We start from the raw sequence: 23,149 nt of genomic DNA, 5'->3' as shown, positions 1-23,149 counted from the left end.
TGGGTTTACCAGGAACGGTATGGCAAGAACTTGCCATTGAGAGTCAACAAAACCCGGTCGCCTTTGGGATCTTCGATTCGCTCGACATGCATGGAAAAGTCGATGGCACTCATGATGCCGTCGCCAAATTTTTCCTGGATAACGTCTTTCAGGGTTGGGCCATAGACGCCCACGACTTCGTACAGTCGATAGATCAGCGGGTCTTGAGGGATGGACTTGTCCCAACCCTTGACCGGGAAAGCGGTTAAGGTAGCGGCGACTTGATCATCCAGCTCCAATACCTCGCAAAGATGCGTTGCCACTTCCAGCGGCGCGCTGTTCATGCCGTAGCAAACCGATGCAAGCCATACCGGGGCCTTGCCCACTGCGTTGGCAAGATCATCCCAGCTCAGGCCCTTGCGTGCTTTCGCGGCCATGATCAGGTGATGCATTTCAAGTTTGTCCATTATTTCTGCTCCCGCAGTTTTGTTTAAGGTGAGAACACCCATAGCGAGAGATGTGCCAACTTCCAACATTTTGTAACTACCTGATTTTATTGGTTTATTTTTTGGTTTCTGGCGGGGTGTATTTACGAAATTTCGTAAATTACGAACTGTCGTAATATTGTTCACGAAATTTCGTGAAAATCGGTTCGAGGATATCCATCAGTGACAGACACCGTCGCCCTCGGAGTCGCGGCCGACTCCGCCGTTGCCATGCTGTTAATCCACCCGGTAGCTGATCGAGTACTGCAAGCCAACAACGCCGCGCTTGATTTACTTGGCTGCGCCGCAAATGAGCTGCCCGGTCATGCCTTTAGCCATTTTCTGCGAGGGGGAATCGCACTGTGGGTGAGCTTTACGGATGAGGTGCTGACTCAAGGCGAAGCGTGGTCGGACGACCTGCTGCTGGTGGATCTGCAACTGCGGCAAATAGCGGTGGAGGTTTCGGCTAGCGCGGTTGAGGGCGGGAAAATTGTGCTGGCGGTGCAGCGCCGCGACCTTCTGGAGCAGCGCCGTAACCGTGCTGAGGCGCGCCGGCAACACCGTTTGGGCCACGTGGGGTGGGAACGAATCAGCCAGGTGTTCGAGCGCATCCAGCAGCAAAACCGGCTGATTCTTGGTGCAGTTGGCGAGGGCATCTATGGGCTCGATACCCGGGGCCAGACCACGTTCATCAACCCCGCCGCCGAGCGTATTTTGGGGTGGAGTGCCGTCGACATGATTGGCCAGGATGCCCACCATTTGTTCCACCACAGCCATAGCGACGGACGTGCGTTCGAGGTCAATCAGTGCCCCATCCATGCTTCGTTCAGCGATGGACAAGTTCATCGCGTGGACCACGAGGTGTTCTGGCACAAGAGCGGCGAACCAATCGCCGTCGAGTACACCAGCACTCCAATCTTCGAGATGGGAAGGCTGGTAGGGGCGGTGGTGTTGTTTCGGGACATCCGCGAACGACAACGCACTGAAGCGCGCCTGCGCGATGCGCTAAGTGAAGTAGAGCAGTTGAAGACTCGGCTGGAAATGGAAAACCAATACCTGCAGGAGGAAATCAACGCCCACGGCAATCACCACGAGATCGTCGGCGAAAGCCCTGCGGTCAAGCATCTGTTACAGCAGATCGACCTGGTCGCAGCTACCGACGCCAACGTGTTGGTCACCGGCGAGTCAGGCACGGGTAAAGAGCTTGTTGCTCGCGCTATTCATGCCAGCAGCCCCCGGCGCGACCGCCCTCTGATTCGGGTCAATTGCGCCGCGGTGCCCCGTGAATTGTTCGAGAGCGAGTTCTTCGGCCACCTCAAAGGGGCCTTCACCGGAGCGGTCAGCAACCGAGTGGGTCGCTTTGAGTTGGCAGACGGCGGTACCTTGTTTCTCGATGAGGTGGGAGAGATTCCGCTGGAGCTACAAAGCAAGTTGCTCCGCGTTCTACAGGACCGCCAGTTTGAGCCTGTAGGCGACAATCGCACCAGGGCCGTTGATGTGCGAGTTATCGCCGCAACGAACCGTGACCTACGCGATATGGTCGCCCGAGGTGCGTTCCGAGAAGATTTGTACTTCCGCTTGAATGTGTTCCCTATACGCTCGGTGCCCTTGCGGGAGCGACTTGAGGACATTCCTTTGCTCGCCAGCCATTTTCTTGAAAGGGCTAGCCTGGCGTTCAACAAACCGGGCATTCGCATGTCGCTGACCCAAGTCGCGGTGCTTCAGCAGTACGCTTGGCCGGGCAACATTCGCGAGCTTCAAAATGTGATTGAGCGACAGACCATTGTCTCCCGAGATGGTCGCGTGAGCTTTCATGAGGTTCTGGCGCCAAGCGCCCCGTCCAGTGGCCCTGTATCTTCAACTTCACAATGCCCGCCCGAGCCGACTGCCGACAAAGACTGGGAGCGGCAGATGAAGCTGAATGCGATCTCTGTGCTCAAACGAACAGCAGGGAAAGTCTCCGGCGAGGGTGGTGCTGCGCAATTGCTGGGGTTGAAGCCCACAACCCTGGCGTCTCGACTCAAAAAGTGGGGCGTTGATCCGAGAGATTACAAATAGAGCTACTCGCGCAACCCTGAGAAGAAACCCACTGATGCGAGCCCCAGTTGAGTGGCGGCGGGGCGGGGTTGATCTGGAAAAGGAAGAATGGCCGGTGATGTGGGGCACCGGCCATGGGTGGTTGATCAGTACTCCCAGAAGATGCGCTGCAGCTCTTTGCTGTCCTGGGTCTTGGTCATTGCCACCATCGCCAGGATCCGCGCTTTTTGCGGGTTCAGGTCGTGAGCCACGACCCAGTCGTTCTTGTCATCCGGCTGTTCGGCGTTACGCAGTACGAAACCACCCTGGTTGACATGCGACGAGCGGATGATCTGCACGCCGTTCTTGCGCAGTTCTTGCAGCGCCGGGACTACCCGCGACGATACCGAACCGTTGCCGGTACCGGCATGGATCAGCGCCTTGGCGCCGTTCTGTGCCAGCGCCTTGTAGGCGGTGTCGGTGACGTTGCCATAGCCATAGGCAATGTCCACCTGCGGCAGGCTGCTGATCTGCTTGATATCGAACTCGGAATTGACCGTATGGCGCTTGGCCGGCAGGCGGAACCAGTACGATTTGCCTTCCACCACCATGCCCATCGGGCCCCAGGCGCTCTTGAAGGCTTCGGTCTTGATGTTGACCGCTTTGCTCACATCGCGGCCGGACTGGATCTCGTCGTTCATGGTCACCAGCACGCCCTTGCCACGCGACTGTTTGTCGCTGGCTACGGCCACGGCGTTGTACAGGTTGAGCATGCCGTCGGCGGACATGGCGGTACCCGGACGCATCGAGCCGACCACCACGATTGGCTTGTCGGTCTTCTCTACCAGGTTGAGGAAGTAGGCGGTTTCTTCGAGGGTGTCGGTGCCGTGGGTGATGACGATGCCGTCGACGTCCTTGCTTTCAGCCAGCTCGGCGACGCGCTTGCCCAGCTTCAGCAGGTCGTCATTACTGATGCTCTCGGAGGCGATCTGCATCACTTGCTCGCCACGTACATTGGCGATGTCGGCCAGTTCCGGCACGCCGGCGATGAGCTTGTCGACGCCCAGCTTGGCAGCCTGGTAAGTGGCGCTGTTGGCAGCGCTGGCACCGGCGCCGGCAATGGTGCCGCCGGTGGCGAGGATGACCACGTTGGCCAGCTTCTGTTGGGTTTCGGCTTCTTTGGCCGAGGCGCTGGATGGCAGGATCAGCAGCAGGGCGAGTGCGCTTGGGGCGAAGGTTTTCAGTGCGGCATTCATCGTTATTGTTCTCGCTTCCTAGTGAGTTAGTTATTGAGTCGCGCAGGGCTATAGGCATTTTTCGTACCAAGGCGCCACGCGTTGCCTGGGTTGGAGCGGCCTTGCGTTGCAATGGGCTGTGTAGCAGCCCCGACAATGTGTGGTGTTGCACCGAGCCGCGCCTGCCAAGGCGGCATTGCATTCGTAATTCCGAACAGATAAAGGAAAAGGTGTTCGGTTTTTCGGAAAAGGCTGCATAATCGGCCCCAGCAGCACTTTGGCCTCCGAAAGCCAAACGGATTTGACAAACAACGGTCCTGTTACCATAGTTGGTCAACGCAAACGTTTGCGATCCGACAAAAAACACAAGATTCGGAGTCATCGTTCATGAAGCTGCCGTTCCCCGGTCGTCTGCTGGCCCTCGCTGTCATTTCCTCGCTTAGCCTCGCCTTGCCATTGTCTGCCGCCCACGCTGAAGACAAGCCCAAGGTCGCCCTAGTCATGAAGTCGCTGGCCAACGAGTTCTTCCGCACCATGGAAGACGGCGCCAAGGACTACCAGAAAACCCACGCCGACGAGTTCGAGCTGATCGCCAACGGCATCAAGAACGAGACCGACACTGGCGAGCAGATCCGCATCGTCGAGCAGATGGTCAATGCCGGCGCCAAGGCGCTGGTGATTGCCCCGGCTGACTCGAAAGCACTTGTGTCGGCGGTGAAGAAGGCCATGGACCAGGGCGTGGTGGTGATCAACATCGACAACCGTCTGGACCCTGATCTGCTCAAGAGCAAAGGCATCAGCGTTCCCTTCGTCGGCCCCGACAACCGCAAGGGCGCGCGCCTGGTTGGCGATTACCTGGCCAGCCAGAAGCTCAAGGCCGGCGACCAGGTGGGCATTATCGAAGGCGTGCCGACCACCACCAATGCCCAGCAGCGTACCGCCGGCTTCAAGGACGCCATGGACGCCGCGCAGATGAACATCGTCTCGGTACAAAGCGGCAATTGGGAGATCGACAAAGGCAATGCCGTCGCCGCCTCCATGCTCAACGAATACCCCGACCTGAAGGCCTTGCTGGCCGGAAACGACAGCATGGCACTGGGCGCTGTGTCCGCCGTGCGTGCCGCTGGCAAGGCCGGCCAGGTGCAAGTGGTGGGCTATGACAACATCAATGCCATCAAGCCAATGCTTGAAGACGGTCGCGTGCTTGCCACCCTCGACCAGGCCGCCAGCCAGCAGGCGGTGTATGGCATTCAGGCGGCGCTGAAAATGGTCAAGGGCGAAAAGCCTGATGTGGATGCCGACAACGTCATTCAGACCCCGGTCGAACTCATCACCAAGAAGCCCTGATGCTGCCAGGAGAATCGGCCATGCCTGCATCGGCCAATGAAGTGGTGCTTGCCGCCAGCGGCCTGGGCAAGACCTACGCCCAGCCCGTGCTCGGCGAGGTCAGCCTGAGCCTGCGCGCCGGTGAAGTGCTGGCCCTGACCGGCGAGAACGGCGCGGGCAAGAGTACGTTGTCCAAGCTCATCAGCGGCCTGGAGGTGCCCACCACCGGGCACATGACCTACCGTGGCCAGGCCTACGCGCCCGGCAGCCGCAGCGAGGCCGAACGCCTTGGTGTGCGCATGGTCATGCAGGAGCTGAACCTGCTGCCGACGCTGACCGTGGCGGAAAACCTGTTTCTCGACAACCTGCCCAGCCGTTTCGGCTGGATCAGCCACAAGCGCCTGCGCCAGCTGGCAACGGCCGCCATGGCTCGGGTCGGGCTCGACGCCATCGACCCGGACACCCCTGTCGGCGAGCTGGGCATCGGCCATCAGCAAATGGTCGAGATTGCCCGCAACCTGATCGGTGACTGCCATGTGCTGATCCTGGATGAACCCACTGCCATGCTCACTGCGCGCGAGGTGGCGTTGCTGTTCACCCAGATCGAGCGCCTGCGCGCGCGCGGCGTGGCCATCGTCTATATCTCGCATCGCCTGGAAGAGTTGCAGCGGGTGGCCCAACGCATCGTTGTGCTGCGCGATGGCAAGCTGGTGTGCGACGAGCCGATCCAGCGCTACAGCAGCGCCGAGCTGGTCAACCTGATGGTCGGCCGCGAGCTGGGCGAGCATATCGACCTGGGCCGACGGCAGATGGGTGCACCGCTGCTCAAGGTCGACAAGTTGTGCCGCGGCGACAAGGTGCGCGAGGTGTCGTTCGAAGTCAGGGCAGGGGAGATTTTTGGCATTTCCGGCCTGATCGGCGCCGGCCGTACCGAGCTGTTGCGCCTGATCTACGGTGCCGATCGCGCCGACAGCGGCGGTATCGCGCTCGGCCAACCGCCGCAGGCGGTAAACATCGACTCGCCCAAGGCTGCAGTGCGGGCCGGTATCGCGCTGATAACCGAAGACCGCAAAGGCGAGGGCCTGCTGTTGACGCAGTCGATCAGCGCCAACATTGCATTGGGCAACCTGGGCGCGGTATCGCGGGCCGGCGTGCTCGATGGCGAAGCGGAAAAAGCCTTGGCCGAACGCCAGATCCAGGCCATGCGCATTCGCAGTGCCGGCGCGCAGCAGGTGGTGGGTGAGCTGTCTGGCGGTAACCAGCAAAAAGTGGTGATCGGCCGCTGGCTGGAGCGCGATTGCCAGGTGCTGCTGTTCGACGAACCCACGCGTGGCATCGATGTGGGCGCCAAGTTCGACATTTATGGCCTGCTGGCCGAGCTGGCGCGCCAAGGCAAGGCCTTGGTGGTGGTGTCCAGTGACCTGCGAGAACTGATGCTGATATGCGACCGCATCGCCGTGCTGTCCGCCGGCCGCCTGATCGACACTTTCGCGCGTGATCATTGGAGCCAGGACCAGTTGCTTGCCGCCGCCTTCGCCGGTTATCAGAAACGTGACGCGCTGCTGCATGACGCAGCCCCCAGGATGGATGCATGAAAACCACCCCGCTCAACAACCAGGAAGCCGCCCCCGTGCGCCGCAGCGGTACCTACTTTGGCCTGGGCACCTACCTGGGCCTGGCTGGCGCCTTGCTGGCGATGATCGTGCTGTTCTCGTTCCTCAGCAGCCACTTCTGGTCGTATGGCACCTTCAGCACGCTGGCCAACCAGATCCCGGACCTGATGGTGCTGGCGGTGGGCATGACCTTCGTGTTGATCATCGGCGGCATCGACCTGTCGGTGGGCTCGGTGCTGGCGCTGGCCGCCTCCACGGTGAGCGTGGCGATACTCGGCTGGGGCTGGGGCGTGCTGCCCTCGGCGCTGCTGGGCATGGCTGTGGCCGCATTGGCCGGCAGCATTACCGGTGGCGTCACCGTGGCCTGGCGCATCCCGTCGTTCATCGTCTCGCTTGGTGTGCTGGAGATGGCCCGTGGCCTGGCCTACCAGTTCACCGACTCGCGCACCGCCTATATCGGCGACGCCTATGCCTGGTTCTCCAACCCGGTCGCCTTTGGTATTTCGCCAGCGTTTATCATCGCCTTGTTGGTGATCGTGCTCGCCCAGTTGGTACTGACGCGCACGGTGTTCGGCCGTTACCTGATCGGTATCGGCACCAACGAAGAGGCCGTGCGCCTGGCCGGTATCGATCCGCGCCCTTACAAAGTGCTGGTGTTCGCCCTGATGGGCCTGCTCGCCGGCCTGGCCGCGCTGTTCCAGATCTCGCGGCTGGAAGCGGCCGACCCCAATGCCGGCTCTGGCCTGGAGCTGCAGGTCATTGCCGCCGTCGTGATCGGCGGCACCAGCCTGATGGGTGGGCGTGGCTCGGTCATCAGCACCTTCTTTGGCGTACTGATCATTTCCGTATTGGCCGCCGGGCTGGCGCAGATCGGTGCCAGCGAGCCGACCAAACGCATCATCACCGGGGCGGTGATCGTCATCGCCGTGGTGCTCGACACTTACCGTAGCCGGCGCGCAGGCCGGCGGAACTGACACCATGGCAACTATCAAAGACGTCGCGGCACTGGCGGGTATTTCCTACACCACCGTGTCCCATGTACTCAACAAGACCCGTCCGGTCAGCGAACAGGTGCGGCTGAAAGTGGAAGCCGCCATCATCGAACTGGATTACGTGCCCAGTGCGGTGGCGCGCTCGCTGAAGGCGCGCAGCACGGCCACCATCGGCCTGTTGGTGCCCAACAGCGTCAACCCGTACTTCGCCGAACTGGCGCGGGGTATCGAAGACGCCTGCGAGCGCAACGGCTATTGCGTGATCCTGTGCAACTCCGACGACAACCCGCAGAAGCAGCGCAGCTACCTGCGCGTGCTGCTGGAAAAACGCATCGATGGCCTGGTAGTGGCCTCGGTGGGCCAGGACGACGACCTGCTGCAGAGCCTGGCCAGTGTGCGCACGCCAATGGTCATCGTCGACCGTGAGCTGGAAGGCGTCGATGCCGACCTGGTGCGCATTGACCACGAGCAGGGGGCGTACCTGGCCACCCGGCATCTGCTGGAGCTTGGTCATCGCGACGTCGCCTATATCGGCGGCCCCGCCGAAACCGGGGTTACCCAGCTGCGCCTGAGCGGCTTCCGCCGTGCCATGGCCGAAGCCGGTGCGCCCGTGCCGGGCAGCCGTGTACTGCACTGCGACTTCACCAGCCCGGGTGGCCATGCAGCGGCGGCGCAGATGCTGGAAGGCAAGCGGCCCTCGGCGATTTTTGCCGGCAACGACATGATCGGCTTTGGTGTGCTGCGCGCTGCAGCCGAACGCAATATCAGCGTACCCGGCGAGCTGTCGGTGATCGGTTTCGACGACATCGAGCTCAGCCGCTACGTGTACCCACCACTGACCACGGTGGGCCAGTCGATCCGCGAGCTGGGCGAGAGCGCTGCCTCGTTGCTGCTGACGCGTATCGCTACGCCCCGGCAAGGCGCGGCGGAGCAGCGCATTGTCGCCCCGCGTATCGTCTTGCGTGAGTCCACCGGGCCGCGTCCGGACCTGTTCAATGATTACCGCTAACGCTAAGGAAACGTCATGAATGCCAAGGTTGTGGTGGTTGGCAGCCTCAACATGGACCTGGTGGTCCGCGCCCAGCGCCTGCCACGGGCTGGCGAAACACTCCCCGGCGATAGCTTTTTCACGGTGCCGGGCGGCAAGGGTGCCAACCAGGCTGTGGCAGTGGCGCGGCTGGGCGGCAGCGTGGCGATGATCGGCAATGTAGGGGATGACGACTACGGTCGGCAGCTGCACCGGGCCTTGTATGTCGAGGGGATCGACTGTCAGGGCGTCAGCACCTGTCCAGCCATGTCCAGCGGTGTGGCGCTGATCACGGTGGATGCTGCCAGCCAGAACTGTATTGTCATCATTCCCGGCGCAAACGGCTTGCTGACGCCGCAGTCGGTGCGGCGCTTCGATGCGTTGCTGCAGGCTGCCGAGGTAATCATCTGCCAGTTGGAAGTGCCAGCCAGCACCGTGGCCTGGACACTGGCCAGAGGGCACGAGCTGGGCAAGCAGGTGATCCTGAACCCAGCACCCGCTACCGGCCCCTTGCCAGCGGACTGGTTTGCGCATATCGATTACCTTACCCCTAACGAAAGTGAGGCCGAAGCCTTGACCGGTGTGGCGGTGACCGACCAGGACAGTGCCCGGCGCGCAGGCGAGCGCTTGCTGCAGCTGGGGGCAGGCAAAGTGATCATCACCTTGGGTGCGCAAGGTGCCTTGCTGGTTACTGCCCAAGGCCATCAGCACTATCCGGCGCCGCACGTGCAACCGCTGGACACCACCGCTGCCGGCGATACCTTCATCGGTGGCTTTGCTGCCGGCCTGGTGCGTGGGCTGGAGGAGGGGGAGGCGATCGCCTTTGGCCAGCGTGCTGCAGCATTGTCGGTTACCCGTGCCGGTGCCCAACCGTCGATTCCCTATCTGGCGGAGCTGACGCCATGAAGAAAACCCCGCTGTTGAACGTTGCCCTGTCGCGGGTCATTGCCGGTATGGGGCATGGCGATATCCTGGTGATTGGCGATGCCGGGCTGCCGGTGCCGCCGGGTGTGGAACTGATCGACCTGGCCATTACGCCTGGCCTGCCGGACTTCGCCAGCGTGCTGCGGGTGGTGCTGAGCGAACTGCAGGTTGAGCGGCATGTGCTGGCTGAAGAAATGCAAAAAGTGGTGCCGCCCGCGCTGGTCGAAATCGAGCGACTGAAGGGCAAGCTGGGCAAGCGCGAATGGCTGACCCATGAGGATTTCAAAGTGCTGTCGCGCAGTGCTCGTGCGGTGGTGCGTACAGGCGAGTGCCAGCCCTACAGCAACATTGCCCTCATCTCCGGCGTCACCTTCTAGCCGCTTCCACAAAGGACGTCGGGCTGTGTATACGCATGATTCATAGGCAACAGGAGTGCCACCCATGCTCAAGTCCCTGCTACAAGGAGTCGTCTTCATGGCCGCAGCCTCCACCCTCCAGGCCGCACCCATCGACCTGATCATCGACACCGATCCCGGCGCCGACGATGTGGTGGCGCTGTTTCTGGCCATGGCTTCGCCCAACGAACTCAGTATCCGCGCCATCACCACCGTGGCCGGCAACGTTCGCCTGGACAAGACCTCGCGCAATGCCCGCCTGGCCCGCGAATGGGCGGGGCGCGAAGACATCCCGGTGTACGCCGGTGCCGGCCGCCCATTGGTGCGCACGCCGATCTACGCCGCCGACGTTCATGGCGAAGAAGGCCTCTCCGGCGTACAGGTGCACGAGCCGAAAGCGCCCCTGGCCCAGGGCAATGCCGTGCAATACCTGGTCGATACCCTCGGCGCAGCCAAACCGCACAGCATCACCGTCGCCATGCTCGGCCCGCAGACCAACCTGGCCCTGGCGCTGATCCAGCGCCCGAGCATCGTCAAAGGCATCAAGGAGGTGGTGGTCATGGGGGGAGCGCATTTCAACGGCGGCAACATCACCCCGGTGGCGGAGTTCAACCTCTACGCCGACCCGCACGCCGCCGAAGTGGTGCTGGCCAGCGGCGTGCAGCTGACCTACCTGCCGTTGGATGTCACGCACAAGCTGCTGACCAGTAACGCCCGCCTCAAGCAACTGGCAGCCGTGAACAACCAGGCCAGCAAGCGCGTGGTGGATATCCTCAATGCCTACATCACCCACGACATGGACGTGTATGGCATACCTGGCGGCCCTGTGCACGACGCCAGCGTCATCGCTTACCTGTTAAAGCCCGAGCTGTTCAGCGGCCGGCGTATCCACATGAGCATCGACAGCCGCGAAGGGCCCACTTTCGGCCAGACAATTGCAGACTGGTACGGTGTGCTCAAGCGGCCGGCGAATGTGCTGTGGGTGGAGCAGGGTGATGCCCAGGGGCTGTTCGACCTGCTCAGTGCCCGTCTGGCGCGATTGGAATAGCCGCGTGCGGCGCGTAGCGCTCGAACACCTGGTCGATGAAGCTGCGTGCCGCCTCGGCACCGTTGTCGCGCACCAACAGGTCGATGGCGATCAGCAGCAACTCTTCCGGTGTGCCAGGGCTGTACGCGCTCTGGCCCTCGGCCCATTTGACCTTGATATCGGCATCGATGCTGTGGGTGCTCATGAAAAGCTCTCGCTAGGGGCCCGGAACGAAGGAGGAACACCTGACCCTGGTGTTCGATGGAGGCGGGATGCGCTCCACTTCTTGCAGCAAATCATGGCTTTGCGCCGGTGACCGTGCGGGCTAAGCATATGGCAAACACAGCACGTTGTGCAAAATCCGGTCACGATTGCTTTTCGCCTCGCTGCTGCAGTTCAGGCAGACTTGACCGGTTTTGCAACAAATGATGAGCGGAGCTGTCGGATCAGGCAGTTCCCGGACCGATTTAGGAGGCTTCATGTTTCGTACCCGTGCTTACCTGGCAACTCTGGCTGTGGCTGCTGTCCTGGCGGGTTGCAGCACTGGTGGCAATGCTGATGGCGGTGGTGCGCCGGCCGCGTCAGCGGGCAACGATGGCCGCTGCGAAGCCAGTGGTGCCGACTTTGCCATGGGCAAGCAGGCCAGCGCCGAATTGCTGGAGCAGGCACGCAAGGCCAGCGGCTCGCAGATGGCGCGCATTCTCAAGCCGCACGACGTGGTCACCCTGGAGTACCGCTCCGAGCGCCTGAACCTGAACGTGGACGAGCAGGGCAGGGTAACCCGCGTCAACTGCGGTTGATGCACGCGGGGGCAACTGCCTTGCGCAAAATGTGAAAAGCCTGCGCGGTCGCCTGTAGGAGCGGGTTCACCCGCGAACACGGGCGAAGCCCGTGCCATTCACCCTAAAGTCTGTTTCGCAGGCAATCCCGCCCCTTCAGATGATGCATCACCCATAAAAAAACCCGCCACAAGGGCGGGTTTTTTTACAGCTATCCGAATTACTCCGGACGAACCTGTGCAGCCTGCATGCCCTTCTGGCCGCGCTCGGCGACGAAGGAAACAGTCTGGCCTTCTTTCAGGCTCTTGAAGCCGTCAGATTCGATGGCTTTGAAGTGTACGAACAGGTCGTCGCCGCCGCCTGCTGGGGTGATGAAGCCGTAGCCTTTCTCATCATTGAACCATTTGACGGTGCCTTGTTGGCGATTGGACATGGGTGAATCTCCAGAACATTTAGTTTTTTCAGTGGTGCAATGCGGCCGAGGCTACGGAGCACGGGATACATCATAGTCTAATTCTGCGCATCTAGCGCCTTTTACCTTCGCAGGATATTGATCCAGCTCAAAGAATGGCTGGCCATCACCGGCTTTAAGGTTTCAGCTCTTCGGTGCGCAGGCCTGTTTCACCACCGACTGCGCCTTCTGCATCAGCTTGGCGTCAACGCCGTCCTTGCTGTCGAGGTCGGCAATCTCGGCGTCGGTGAAATTCTTTTTGATGGCTTGCGCGCCGCAGTCGCAGTGTTTTTTCGCGGTGGCAGCGTCAACGCCCTGGCCGCTGGCCACTTGCGTGCACTGGGTCATGTAGGCGGCCTCCTTCCCGGCTGGGAAGTTGCCGGCGTTCGCAGCCACGGGCAGCAGCAGGGCGCCAGCGGCCGCCAGGGCCAGAAGAGACGGAACTCGCATCACCAGTTACTCCTTGGGTTAAGGTCTCATCAAGAGTAGGTTGCTTCCCAAAGTCTGAGCGGTATTTTTCCGCGTTAGTTCACCGCTGCGGTGCAATTTCCAAATATTTCTGCCTGGGGTGCAACCCGCGTGCTAGCATGCTCGGCTTGCAGTCGCGCTGTTGCCGGCTGCAGCTATCTTTTTTCTTTCCAGTCACTCTGGTTCGTCCCTGACAAGCCGAAAGGCTTCTGCCACTGTGGGGCAGGCTTCCTTTTACCGGAAGGCAGGTCGGATCTTGTACTGGCTCATCCCAACCCACGTGACCTTTGGTAGGGGTCACCACTAGGAGAGGAGGCGCCATGCCCGTTATTACTCTTCCCGATGGCAGTCAACGTTCGTTCGATCACGCCGTATCCGTAGCCGAAGTAGCCGCTTCCATCGGCGCTGGCCTGGCCAAGGCCACCGTTGCCGGCAAGGTCGACGGCAAGCTGGTCGATGCGTGTGACCTGATCAGCAACGACGCCACCCTGCAGATCATCACCCCTAAAGATGAAGAGGGACTGGAGATCATCCGTCACTCGTGCGCCCACTTGGTTGGCCACGCCGTGAAGCAGCTGTACCCGACCGCCAAGATGGTGATCGGCCCCGTCATTGACGAAGGCTTCTATTACGACATCGCCTACGAGCGCCCCTTCACCCCAGAAGACATGGCCGCCATCGAAAAGCGCATGATGGAGCTGATCGAAAAAGACTACGACGTGGTCAAGAAAATGACCCCGCGCGCCGAAGTCATCGATGTGTTCACGGCCCGTGGCGAAGACTACAAGCTGCGTCTGGTCGAAGACATGCCGGATGAACAGGCCATGGGCCTGTACTACCACGAAGAATACGTCGACATGTGCCGTGGCCCGCACGTGCCGAACACCCGCTTCCTCAAGGCATTCAAGCTGACCAAGCTGTCCGGCGCCTACTGGCGTGGCGATGCCAAGAACGAGCAGCTGCAGCGCGTGTACGGCACGGCCTGGGCTGACAAGAAGCAGCTGGCTGCGTACATCCAGCGCATCGAAGAAGCCGAAAAACGCGACCACCGCAAGATCGGCAAGCAGCTCGACCTGTTCCACCTGCAGGAAGAAGCCCCGGGCATGGTGTTCTGGCACGCCAACGGCTGGACCGTCTACCAGGTACTCGAGCAGTACATGCGTGGCGTGCAGCGCGAAAACGGCTACCAGGAAATCAAGACCCCGCAGGTTGTCGACCGCATCCTGTGGGAGCGTTCCGGCCACTGGTCCAACTATGCCGAAAACATGTTCACCACTTCGTCGGAAAGCCGTGACTACGCGGTAAAACCGATGAACTGCCCGTGCCATGTGCAGGTGTTCAACCAGGGCCTGAAAAGCTACCGCGACCTGCCGCTGCGTCTGGCCGAGTTCGGTGCCTGCCACCGTAACGAGCCGTCCGGCGCACTGCACGGCATCATGCGCGTGCGTGGCTTCGTACAGGACGATGCGCACATTTTCTGCACCGAAGATCAGGTGAAGAAAGAGGCCGCCGACTTCATCAAGCTGACCCTGGACGTGTACAAGGACTTCGGTTTCAGCGACATCGCCATGAAACTGTCCACTCGTCCGGCCAAGCGTGTCGGTTCCGAAGAGTTGTGGGACCGTGCTGAAACAGCACTGGCCGACGCCCTGAACGAATCCGGCCTTGAGTGGGAATACCAGCCGGGCGAGGGTGCCTTCTACGGCCCGAAAATCGAGTTTACCCTGCGCGACTGCCTCGGCCGTAACTGGCAGTGCGGTACCCTGCAGTACGACCCGAACCTGCCAGAGCGTCTGGATGCCAGCTATATCGCCGAAGATAACAGCCGAGTTCGCCCGGTCATGCTGCACCGCGCCATCCTCGGTTCGTTCGAGCGCTTCATCGGCATGCTGATCGAGCACTACGCGGGCGTGTTCCCGGCGTGGCTGGCCCCAACCCAGGCGGTGATCATGAATATCACCGACAAGCAGGCCGATTTCGCCCTCGAGGTTGAGAAATCTCTGAACGGAAGCGGTTTCCGTGCCAAGTCGGACTTGAGAAATGAGAAGATCGGCTTTAAAATCCGCGAGCATACTTTGCTCAAGGTCCCGTACCTTTTGGTTATAGGGGACCGCGAAGTCGAAACGCAAACCGTCGCTGTGCGTACTCGCGAAGGCGCAGACCTGGGCTCCATGCCCGTCGCCCAATTCGTTGAGCTGCTGACACAAGCGGTTTCCCGGCGTGGTCGCCAAGAATCGGAGTAATGACTATTAAGCGTGAAATGAGAAACGATAAGCGTGCTGTACCGAAGGCCCCGATCAACGAGAATATCTCGGCCCGCGAGGTTCGGTTAATTGGCGCAGACGGCGAGCAGGTTGGCATCGTCTCGATTGATGAAGCGCTGCGTATCGCTGATGAAGCGAAGCTGGACCTGGTAGAAATCTCTGCAGACGCGGTACCACCCGTCTGCAAGGTCATGGACTACGGCAAGCACCTCTTCGAGAAGAAGAAGCAGGCTAACGAAGCCAAGAAAAACCAGAAGCAGATCCAGATCAAAGAAATCAAGTTTCGTCCAGGGACGGAGGATGGGGATTACCAGGTAAAACTACGCAACCTGGTACGTTTCCTTACCGATGGGGACAAGGCCAAGATCTCTCTGAGATTCCGTGGTCGTGAGATGGCCCACCAGGAGCTGGGCATGGAGCTGTTGAAGCGGGTCGAAGCCGACCTCGCCGAATACGGCACCGTTGAGCAGCATCCGAAGATGGAAGGACGCCAGCTTATGATGGTCATCGCCCCCAAGAAAAAGAAGTAATCTCCCGGGCACGGCAGGCCTGATGATTATGTGTAATTTTATCGAATGCGGAGTTCCAACATGCCAAAAATGAAAACCAAGAGCGGTGCTGCGAAGCGCTTCCTGAAGACAGCTTCGGGCTTCAAGCACAAGCACGCTTTCAAGAGCCACATCCTGACCAAAATGTCGACCAAGCGTAAGCGTCAACTGCGCGGTGCCAGCTTGCTGCACCCGTCCGACGTCGCAAAAGTCGAGCGCATGCTGCGCGTTCGTTAATTCTGGTTAAGATAGAGGAAGTTACTCATGGCTCGTGTTAAGCGCGGCGTTATCGCTCGTAAGCGTCACAAAAAAATTCTGAAACTGGCTAAAGGTTACTACGGTGCACGTTCGCGCGTATTCCGTGTAGCCAAGCAAGCGGTCATCAAGGCAGGCCAATACGCCTACCGCGACCGTCGCCAGAAGAAGCGTCAGTTCCGCGCACTGTGGATCGCTCGTATCAACGCCGGTGCCCGCACCAACGGTCTGTCCTACAGCCGTCTGATTGCTGGCCTGAAAAAGGCTTCGATCGAAATCGACCGTAAGGTTCTGGCTGATCTGGCAGTGAACGAAAAAGCGGCGTTTGCTGCGATTGTCGAGAAAGCTAAAGCCGTTCTGGCTTAAGTACCCGCGACAATCACCCGGCGGTGCTAGCGCTGCCGGGCATTGAACGTCATCGATAGGGGAAGAGCCTTCAAAGCTCTTCCCCTATTTTCGTATCTGGAGTCTGTACATGGAAAACCTGGATGCGCTGGTCTCCCAAGCCCTAGAGGCCGTGGAGCGCGCTGAAGACATCAACGCCCTGGAACAGATCCGGGTTAATTATCTCGGCAAGAAGGGCGAGCTGACCCAGGTGATGAAGACCCTGGGCAACCTGCCAGCCGAAGAGCGGCCGAAAGTCGGCGCGCTGATCAACGACGCCAAAGAGCGCGTCACCGTTGTGCTCAATGCCCGCAAGGCTGCCTTTGAAGAAGCCGAGCTCAGCGCTCGCCTGGCTGCCGAATGCATTGACGTCACCCTGCCAGGCCGCGGCCAGGCCACCGGTGGCCTGCACCCGATCACCCGTACACTCGAGCGCATCGAGCAGTTCTTCACCCACATTGGCTACGGCATTGCCGAAGGCCCAGAAGTGGAAGACGACTACCACAACTTCGAAGCGCTCAACATCCCCGGCCACCACCCGGCGCGGGCGATGCACGATACCTTCTACTTCAATGCCAACATGCTGCTGCGTACCCACACCTCGCCGGTGCAGGTGCGGACCATGGAGTCCACCCAGCCGCCCATCCGCATTGTGTGCCCGGGCCGCGTATACCGCTGCGACTCGGATATCACCCACTCGCCGATGTTCCACCAGGTCGAAGGCCTGCTGATCGATCGCGATATCAACTTCGCCGACCTCAAGGGCACCATCGAAGAATTCCTGCGCGTATTCTTCGAGAAAGAACTGGCGGTCCGTTTCCGCCCATCGTTCTTCCCCTTCACCGAGCCGTCTGCAGAAGTCGACATCCAGTGCGTGATGTGTTCCGGCAACGGCTGCCGCGTGTGCAAGCAAACCGGCTGGCTGGAAGTGATGGGCTGCGGCATGGTGCACCCGAATGTGTTGCGCATGTCCGGCATCGACCCAGAAGAGTTCCAGGGCTTCGCCTTCGGCATGGGTGCCGAGCGCCTGGCCATGCTGCGCTATGGCGTCAACGATTTGCGTCTGTTCTTCGACAACGACCTGCGGTTCCTAGCCCAATTCCGCTAGGCCCAATCGACGCAACTTTCAGGAGAACAGCATGAAATTCAGTGAACAGTGGCTGCGCGGTTGGGTCAACCCGCAAGTCTCCCGTGACGAACTGGTCGCCCGCCTGTCCATGGCCGGCCTCGAAGTTGACAGCGTTACCCCCGCTGCCGGCCAGTTCAGCGGCATCGTCGTGGGCGAAATTCTCGCCACCGAACAACACCCGGACGCCGACAAGCTGCGCGTGTGCCAGGTAAGCAGCGGTCAGGAAACCTTCCAGGTTGTGTGCGGCGCCCCTAACGCCCGCCCAGGCATCAAGATCCCGTTCGCCATGATCGGTGCCGAACTGCCAGGCGACTTCAAGATCAAGAAGGCCAAGCTGCGCGGTGTCGAGTCCTTCGGCATGCTGTGCTCGGCTGCCGAACTGCAGATCAGCGAAGAAAACGACGGCCTGCTGGAACTGGCTGCCGACGCTCCGGTTGGCGAAGACATTCGCACGTACCTGAGCCTGGATGATGCCAGCATCGAAATCGGCCTGACCCCGAACCGCGGCGACTGCCTGTCCATCGCCGGCCTGGCCCGCGACGTCAGCGCCCTGTACGACACCCCGGTCACCCGCCCGGTGGTGCCAGCCGTAGCGGCCACCCATGACGAAGTGCGCCCGGTCGAAGTCAGCGCCCCGGCTGCCTGCCCGCGCTACCTTGGCCGCGTTATCCGTAACGTCGACCTGAGCAAGCCAACCCCACTGTGGATGGTGGAGCGCCTGCGCCGCAGCGACGTTCGCAGCATCGACGCCGCCGTCGACATCACCAACTACGTGATGCTCGAACTCGGCCAGCCGATGCACGCCTTCGACCTGGCAGAAATCAACGGCGGCATCCGCGTGCGCATGGCCGAAGAGGGCGAAAAGCTCGTCCTGCTCGACGGCCAGGAAGTTGCCCTGCGTGCCGACACCCTGGTCATCGCCGACCACACCCGCGCCTTGGCCATCGCCGGCGTCATGGGGGGCGAGCACAGCGGTGTGAACACCGAAAAAACCCGCGACCTGTTCCTGGAAAGCGCCTTCTTCGAGCCGATTTCCGTCGCCGGTAAAGCCCGTTCCTACGGCCTGCACACCGATGCATCGCACCGCTACGAGCGCGGCGTCGACTCGCAACTGGCCCGCGAAGCCATGGAGCGCGCCACCCAGTTGCTGCTGGACATCGTTGGCGGCGAAGCCGGCCCGGTGGTCGAAGCGGTCAGCGAACAGCACCTGCCACAAGTAGCCCCGGTCACCCTGCGCGCCGAACGCATCACCCAGATGCTTGGCATGGAAATGGACCCAGCCCAGGTCGAGCAGTTGCTCAACGCCCTCGAGCTGACCACGACCAAGAGCGGGGAAGGGCAGTGGACCGTCAGCGTACCAAGCCACCGCTTCGACATCAGCCTGGAAGTGGACCTGATCGAAGAGCTGGCCCGCCTGTACGGCTACAACAACCTGCCGGTACGCTACCCGCAAGCCCGCCTGGCCCCACAGGGCAAGCCGGAAACCCGCGGTGACCTGCCGACCCTGCGCCGCCTGCTGGTTGCCCGCGGCTACCAGGAAGCCATCACCTACAGCTTCATCGACCCGAAACTGTTCGAACTGTTCAGCCCGGGCGTAGAGCCGCTGCTGCTGGCCAACCCCATCTCCAGCGACATGGCCGCCATGCGCGCCTCGCTGTGGCCGGGCCTGGTCAAGGCACTGCAGCACAACCTGAACCGCCAGCAAGACCGCGTGCGCCTGTTCGAAAGCGGCCTGCGCTTTGTCGGCCAACTGGGTGACCTGCAGCAGCAGCCAATGATTGCCGGCGTCATCACCGGCAGCCGCCTGCCAGAAGGCTGGGCCAACGGCCGCGACGGCGTCGACTTCTTCGACGTCAAAGCCGACGTGGAAGCCCTGCTGGGTTACTCCGGCGCCCTGAGCGACTTCACCTTCAGCGCCGGCAAACACCCAGCCCTGCACCCAGGCCAGACCGCTGCCATCGAGCGTGACGGCAAGCTGGTCGGCTACCTCGGCGCCATCCACCCGGAGCTGGCCAAAGCCCTGGGCCTGGACCGCCCGGTGTTCCTGTTCGAGCTGGTGCTGGGCGACGTGGTCGAAGGCCGCCTGCCGAAATTCAGCGAACTGTCCAAGTTCCCGGAAACCCGTCGTGACCTGGCTTTGATCGCAGGACGTGATGTAGCTTCTAGCGCGGTGCTTGAATTAATTCGTGACAATGCAGGCGAATGGCTCACAGACCTCAGGCTGTTTGATGTGTACCAAGGTAAAGGCATTGATCCTGATAGAAAAAGCCTTGCCGTCGGCTTGACCTGGCAGCATCCATCGCGCACTCTTAACGACGATGAGGTGAACACTACCCTGCAAAACATCCTCACCTCGCTCGAACAAAGGTTGAACACCACGTTAAGGAAATAACGGCATGGGTGCTCTGACGAAAGCTGAGATGGCCGAAAGGCTGTACGAGGAGCTGGGGCTTAACAAGCGTGAGGCCAAGGAGCTGGTCGAGCTGTTTTTCGAAGAAATTCGGCACGCACTTGAAGAGAACGAGCAGGTCAAGCTGTCCGGTTTCGGCAACTTCGACCTTCGCGACAAACGCCAGCGGCCGGGCCGTAACCCCAAGACAGGGGAAGAGATCCCGATCACCGCACGGCGCGTCGTCACCTTTCGTCCAGGGCAGAAGTTGAAGGCCCGGGTTGAGGCCTATGCTGGAACCAAGCCATAACGACGAACTGCCCCCCATACCGGGCAAACGCTACTTCACCATTGGTGAAGTGAGCGAGTTGTGTGCCGTAAAGCCACACGTGCTGCGGTATTGGGAGCAGGAGTTCGACCAGCTAAACCCTGTGAAGCGGCGAGGGAACCGGCGGTATTACCAGCGGCAGGACGTGCTGATGATCCGCCAGATTCGAGCGCTGCTGTATGACCAGGGGTTCACCATTGGCGGGGCGCGGTTGAGGCTCTCCAGTGATGAGGCTAAAGATGAATCCAGCCAGTACAAGCAGCTGATTCGGCAGATGATTGTTGAGTTGGAGGATGTGTTGGTGGTTTTGAAGAAGTAAGCTGGGTTTCTGATGAGTGGAAAATTTTTTGAGAAAAAGCTTTCATTTATCAGAGGGTTAGGGTAAATTCTTCAACGTTCTCGGCAAGATTGAGAACATGCTTCAAAGCCCAGTCGGGGCGTAGCGCAGCCCGGTAGCGCACTTGCATGGGGTGCAAGGGGTCGAGTGTTCGAATCACTCCGTCCCGACCAAATAACTCCAAAAAATCCAGTCACTTAGCGGTGACTGGATTTTTTTATGAGCATCAGAAATTTCACTGATCGGAAAAATACCCCTACTTATCCCCCCACCCGAGAAATCGCCTGCGTTTCTCTGCGGAGGTCATTATCGGCCAGTCGAGCAGATAGGCGGACTGATTGTGATAAGTGCCGCGGAAGCGGCTTTTGTATAATTTTTCGGGTGGAGTGTTCCCGGATATGTGGTCGAATCTCTACGCTTCCGCCACTAATCCTCATTAAAGCCCTGATTTTTCAGGGTTTTTTTGTGCCTGGTCGTTTTTGGTCCCCCATTTGGTCCCCCATTTTCAGGTCGGCTTTCTATGGTGCTGTGCGGATAGTGGTGCACATGCTGACCCAAAGCCCCGGCTGGTATGCTGGGCTGTGCTTGAGAGATTTGAGTATTTCTCTTGCTTAGCTTACTAGTCAGTCATGTTTGGTTTCGCAGAAAAATCACGCAGCACTAGAAACCAGAAGAGGATGCGTGAGCGCTGGGCGTTGCTAGCTCGTTCTGAATCGATGCCTCGCTTTCATCAGACTTGAAAGGCATTACCCCGCGTAGGCCACGCCGCATGCGGTTTTGAATGCAGATCCGCCCGAAATGGTTCGGTTCCTGACAGCCAAACACGCATACTCAAAAGGTTGCGCTCACCATCGGTGCTCACGCGGCTATTTTGACCTCGACCGTAGTTATGTGTCGGCCTTCCGCGCCTTGGCGTAGGGCGAGCCGATCAACGGTAAGGCCAAACACCCTGAATTGGATAATCAAAATGCACGACACGCTCAGCGGTCTCGCTGAAGTGGCGCAAACCATGAGTTGCACAGTAAGTCATGATCGAGTGATAAAGCGTGCACCTAGAAGCTTGGGAGCAGGTCACCTGAATTCCGAGATCTGCTGTTTAGTGACACGCAAATTTTCTACAAGAGAGTCTATCGAGTCAAATTGACTTCATTCTTGACTTTCATTCATGCACGAATCCATCGTGCACAACGGCTGCGAGTCTTCGATTAAGTACTGTTGCGCTCGCATCGGTTAACTATAACATGATGGCCACTTGATATCTGTGGCTGGTTCGTCCATGCTCGCTTCCTTGCTTGCGGGTTGCCAAAAAAAGGCTCTGGCTATGTATGGTGCGAAGGTGTCACGGAGATGTTTTTGATTGCTGTTGAGCATGCTCTGCATGGAAGTTATCGGGTCTGAAACGCATTTTATATCTTAATCGCGGCAGTTGGGGCTGTACCAGTATGGGCTTTAACAAAAAAGAAGAACGGAAAGATCTTCATTCGGGGAATCTAGAGGATCTTTGGGAAGTACTTTCAAATTTTGAGCTTCAGCGGATCAAGATGTACTGGCTATCAAAGATAGCTTTGGTGCGGGATAATGGAGTCTATCTGCTTGCGCTGATAGCCGTAGTTCCTATTCTATTCGTGACTGGCGCCGTAATCGTGCACTTTCAGTATGGCATAGATCTTCCTTGGTTTGACGTTAAAAATGCCGGTACTGCAGCGCATTGGGGGCAGATCGGAGATTTTGTTGGTGGAGTGCTCAATCCATTATTAAGTTTTGCAGCGCTAGTAGCGGTTATATATAGCCTAAGAGTTCAAAGTAAAGAATTGGCTCTTGCAAGAGACGATGCTAAGGAAAATCATAGAATCCAAGTTCAGCAAAGCCAGATATTCGAAAGGCAAAATTTTGAGTCGGTTTTCTTCAGGCTGTTGGATGTTCACTCTAGGCTGGTTAATGACTTGCAAGTAAGTGTGAGTGAGTACGGTGTGGATGGCAGGGAGGCAAGCAATATTTATCATGGTGTATTGGCTTTTGATAAGCTTGCGGAAATGTATTTTCCACAGCCATATTCAGGATTGACAGTCGCTCGCTACGAACAGCGGTTTGATACTAATAGTGCGAATATGCAAAAGTACTATAGTAGTAGGCTTGCTCATTATTGCAGAAATCTCTATCAGATAATGAAGCATGTAGATGGTTTTGGGATGGATGCATTGCGAGTTTCAAAGCCAAGCTCTAGGGCAAATTTAAGGGCGTGGATTGATAATTATATCTCTCAAAGGAAATATGCGAACATGCTTCGAGCTCAATTGAGCCCGAGCGAATTGCGAGTGATTTTCTTAAATTGCTTATCTGTCCAGGGTCACGGCCTTAAGTATTATGTAGAGCGCTTTTCTTTACTTAAGCACATGGATCTTGAAGTGTTTGGAGATCACTCGGAGGTTCCTTTTAATCTGTACAATGAAATGGCATATGCAGGCTATGAAAAGATTGATGGCTTTAAGCTCAGGGCGCATTTAAGTACGAAGCGGTAGATGCTGCGTTCGGGCTAATAATTAGAGCTAAGTGGGGCGTGCAGTATATGCTATTGATGCTTGCGTTAAGTTAGGCTGGTCCCTTTTGTTCATGCAGCATTAAGGTCTTCGGCTTTTCTCACGCCTCCCTCGCATCTGTGCTTGTGGACAAGTCTTGAGTTAAATTGAGTGCAAGGCTTGAACCTTTGGGTGGCGTCTTGTTATGTGAAGTGTATTGAATCATTATTTTAGGGTTGTGGTGTTAAATGATGTATTTCTGATTGCTTAGAAGTCGAAACA

Annotated in this window: 23 protein-coding genes and 1 tRNA gene; 19 read left to right on the top strand and 5 right to left on the bottom strand. The window is 59.1% G+C overall.

Going from position 1 to position 23,149, the window contains the following annotated elements:
• Positions 1-5: 5 nt before the first annotated feature.
• Positions 6-446: a cyanase gene (cynS, locus tag AC3RCM_RS17500; protein ID WP_003250631.1), complete on the bottom strand. Its 441-nt coding sequence runs from the start codon at positions 444-446 to the stop codon at positions 6-8.
• 201 nt (positions 447-647) lie between these two features.
• On the opposite strand from cynS, the gene AC3RCM_RS17495 reads away from it, so the two are divergent.
• Positions 648-2,522 carry a sigma 54-interacting transcriptional regulator gene (locus tag AC3RCM_RS17495; protein ID WP_064491380.1) on the top strand — a complete coding sequence of 625 codons (1,875 nt, stop codon included), beginning with the start codon at positions 648-650 and terminating at the stop codon, positions 2,520-2,522.
• Between the two features lie 125 nt (positions 2,523-2,647).
• On the opposite strand, the gene AC3RCM_RS17490 is transcribed toward AC3RCM_RS17495, so the two are convergent.
• Positions 2,648-3,736, bottom strand: a complete 1,089-nt coding sequence (locus AC3RCM_RS17490; RefSeq protein ID WP_003250634.1) for an asparaginase — start codon at positions 3,734-3,736, stop codon at positions 2,648-2,650.
• A gap of 366 nt (positions 3,737-4,102) precedes the next feature.
• Between AC3RCM_RS17490 and AC3RCM_RS17485 the strand changes: the two genes are divergently transcribed.
• The 7 genes from AC3RCM_RS17485 to AC3RCM_RS17455 all read left to right on the top strand — a co-directional run bounded on the left by AC3RCM_RS17485 (position 4,103) and on the right by AC3RCM_RS17455 (position 11,040).
• Complete coding sequence (locus tag AC3RCM_RS17485) at positions 4,103-5,062, top strand: sugar ABC transporter substrate-binding protein (protein WP_064491381.1); 960 nt, start codon at positions 4,103-4,105, stop codon at positions 5,060-5,062.
• 20 nt (positions 5,063-5,082) lie between these two features.
• Positions 5,083-6,636 (top strand): sugar ABC transporter ATP-binding protein, encoded by a 1,554-nt coding sequence (locus AC3RCM_RS17480; protein ID WP_064491415.1) that lies wholly within the window; start codon positions 5,083-5,085, stop codon positions 6,634-6,636.
• Positions 6,633-7,628 (top strand): ABC transporter permease, encoded by a 996-nt coding sequence (locus AC3RCM_RS17475; protein WP_492629036.1) that lies wholly within the window; start codon positions 6,633-6,635, stop codon positions 7,626-7,628. Before AC3RCM_RS17480 ends, AC3RCM_RS17475 begins: the two co-directional genes overlap by 4 nt.
• Positions 7,629-7,632: 4 nt before the next feature.
• A complete protein-coding gene (locus AC3RCM_RS17470) occupies positions 7,633-8,655 on the top strand; it encodes a LacI family DNA-binding transcriptional regulator (RefSeq protein ID WP_064491382.1) in 1,023 nt (340 codons plus the stop codon).
• Positions 8,656-8,670: 15 nt separating this feature from the next.
• Complete coding sequence (rbsK, locus tag AC3RCM_RS17465) at positions 8,671-9,579, top strand: ribokinase (protein ID WP_409263524.1); 909 nt, start codon at positions 8,671-8,673, stop codon at positions 9,577-9,579.
• Complete coding sequence (rbsD, locus tag AC3RCM_RS17460; RefSeq protein ID WP_003250646.1) at positions 9,576-9,974, top strand: D-ribose pyranase; 399 nt, start codon at positions 9,576-9,578, stop codon at positions 9,972-9,974. Before rbsK ends, rbsD begins: the two co-directional genes overlap by 4 nt.
• Before the next feature lie 64 nt (positions 9,975-10,038).
• Positions 10,039-11,040, top strand: coding sequence for a nucleoside hydrolase (locus tag AC3RCM_RS17455; RefSeq protein ID WP_274139080.1), 1,002 nt, complete (start codon positions 10,039-10,041; stop codon positions 11,038-11,040).
• Here the strand turns inward: AC3RCM_RS17455 and AC3RCM_RS17450 are convergent.
• Positions 11,012-11,224: a hypothetical protein gene (locus AC3RCM_RS17450; protein WP_003250649.1), complete on the bottom strand. Its 213-nt coding sequence runs from the start codon at positions 11,222-11,224 to the stop codon at positions 11,012-11,014. The genes AC3RCM_RS17455 and AC3RCM_RS17450 overlap by 29 nt on opposite strands.
• 274 nt (positions 11,225-11,498) lie before the next feature.
• Here AC3RCM_RS17450 and AC3RCM_RS17445 point away from each other — a divergent pair, with 274 nt between their 5' ends.
• Entirely contained in the window at positions 11,499-11,819 is a 321-nt protein-coding gene (locus tag AC3RCM_RS17445) for an I78 family peptidase inhibitor (protein ID WP_049587634.1), read from the top strand.
• Positions 11,820-12,018: 199 nt separating this feature from the next.
• Here the strand turns inward: AC3RCM_RS17445 and AC3RCM_RS17440 are convergent, their stop codons facing one another.
• Both AC3RCM_RS17440 and AC3RCM_RS17435 read right to left on the bottom strand, forming a co-directional pair.
• Positions 12,019-12,231: a cold-shock protein gene (locus AC3RCM_RS17440; protein WP_003250656.1), complete on the bottom strand. Its 213-nt coding sequence runs from the start codon at positions 12,229-12,231 to the stop codon at positions 12,019-12,021.
• Positions 12,232-12,393: 162 nt separating this feature from the next.
• Positions 12,394-12,699, bottom strand: coding sequence for a hypothetical protein (locus tag AC3RCM_RS17435; protein ID WP_012052881.1), 306 nt, complete (start codon positions 12,697-12,699; stop codon positions 12,394-12,396).
• A 338-nt stretch (positions 12,700-13,037) separates the two neighbouring features.
• Between AC3RCM_RS17435 and thrS the strand changes: the two genes are divergently transcribed.
• The 10 genes from thrS to AC3RCM_RS17385 all read left to right on the top strand — a co-directional run bounded on the left by thrS (position 13,038) and on the right by AC3RCM_RS17385 (position 22,870).
• On the top strand, positions 13,038-14,960 hold the full coding sequence (gene thrS / locus AC3RCM_RS17430; RefSeq protein ID WP_019751949.1) for a threonine--tRNA ligase: 1,923 nt from the start codon (positions 13,038-13,040) through the stop codon (positions 14,958-14,960).
• Positions 14,960-15,511, top strand: a complete 552-nt coding sequence (gene infC / locus AC3RCM_RS17425; RefSeq protein WP_012052879.1) for a translation initiation factor IF-3 — start codon at positions 14,960-14,962, stop codon at positions 15,509-15,511. Before thrS ends, infC begins: the two co-directional genes overlap by 1 nt.
• A 60-nt stretch (positions 15,512-15,571) precedes the next feature.
• A complete protein-coding gene (gene rpmI / locus AC3RCM_RS17420; RefSeq protein ID WP_003250667.1) occupies positions 15,572-15,766 on the top strand; it encodes a 50S ribosomal protein L35 in 195 nt (64 codons plus the stop codon).
• A gap of 27 nt (positions 15,767-15,793) precedes the next feature.
• On the top strand, positions 15,794-16,150 hold the full coding sequence (rplT, locus tag AC3RCM_RS17415; RefSeq protein ID WP_003250671.1) for a 50S ribosomal protein L20: 357 nt from the start codon (positions 15,794-15,796) through the stop codon (positions 16,148-16,150).
• Between the two features lie 109 nt (positions 16,151-16,259).
• Positions 16,260-17,276 (top strand): phenylalanine--tRNA ligase subunit alpha, encoded by a 1,017-nt coding sequence (pheS, locus tag AC3RCM_RS17410; protein WP_003250674.1) that lies wholly within the window; start codon positions 16,260-16,262, stop codon positions 17,274-17,276.
• Positions 17,277-17,307: 31 nt separating this feature from the next.
• The gene (gene pheT, locus AC3RCM_RS17405) at positions 17,308-19,689 is read left to right on the top strand and encodes a phenylalanine--tRNA ligase subunit beta (RefSeq protein ID WP_064491386.1); all 2,382 of its coding nucleotides are present in this window, start codon (positions 17,308-17,310) and stop codon (positions 19,687-19,689) included.
• 4 nt (positions 19,690-19,693) lie between these two features.
• Positions 19,694-19,996, top strand: coding sequence for an integration host factor subunit alpha (gene ihfA / locus AC3RCM_RS17400; RefSeq protein WP_003250679.1), 303 nt, complete (start codon positions 19,694-19,696; stop codon positions 19,994-19,996).
• Positions 19,977-20,333 (top strand): MerR family transcriptional regulator, encoded by a 357-nt coding sequence (locus AC3RCM_RS17395; RefSeq protein ID WP_003250681.1) that lies wholly within the window; start codon positions 19,977-19,979, stop codon positions 20,331-20,333. Before ihfA ends, AC3RCM_RS17395 begins: the two co-directional genes overlap by 20 nt.
• A 114-nt stretch (positions 20,334-20,447) precedes the next feature.
• Positions 20,448-20,524: transfer RNA gene (locus AC3RCM_RS17390), tRNA-Pro, on the top strand.
• Between the two features lie 1,269 nt (positions 20,525-21,793).
• Positions 21,794-22,870, top strand: coding sequence for a putative phage abortive infection protein (locus AC3RCM_RS17385; protein ID WP_103469204.1), 1,077 nt, complete (start codon positions 21,794-21,796; stop codon positions 22,868-22,870).
• Positions 22,871-23,149 lie beyond the last annotated feature (279 nt).

It is taken from the genome of Pseudomonas sp. GW823-FHT05G12, assembly GCF_058795575.1.
The sequence above is the reverse complement of the archived record's forward strand: the minus strand, read 5'-3'. Positions and strand labels throughout refer to the sequence as shown.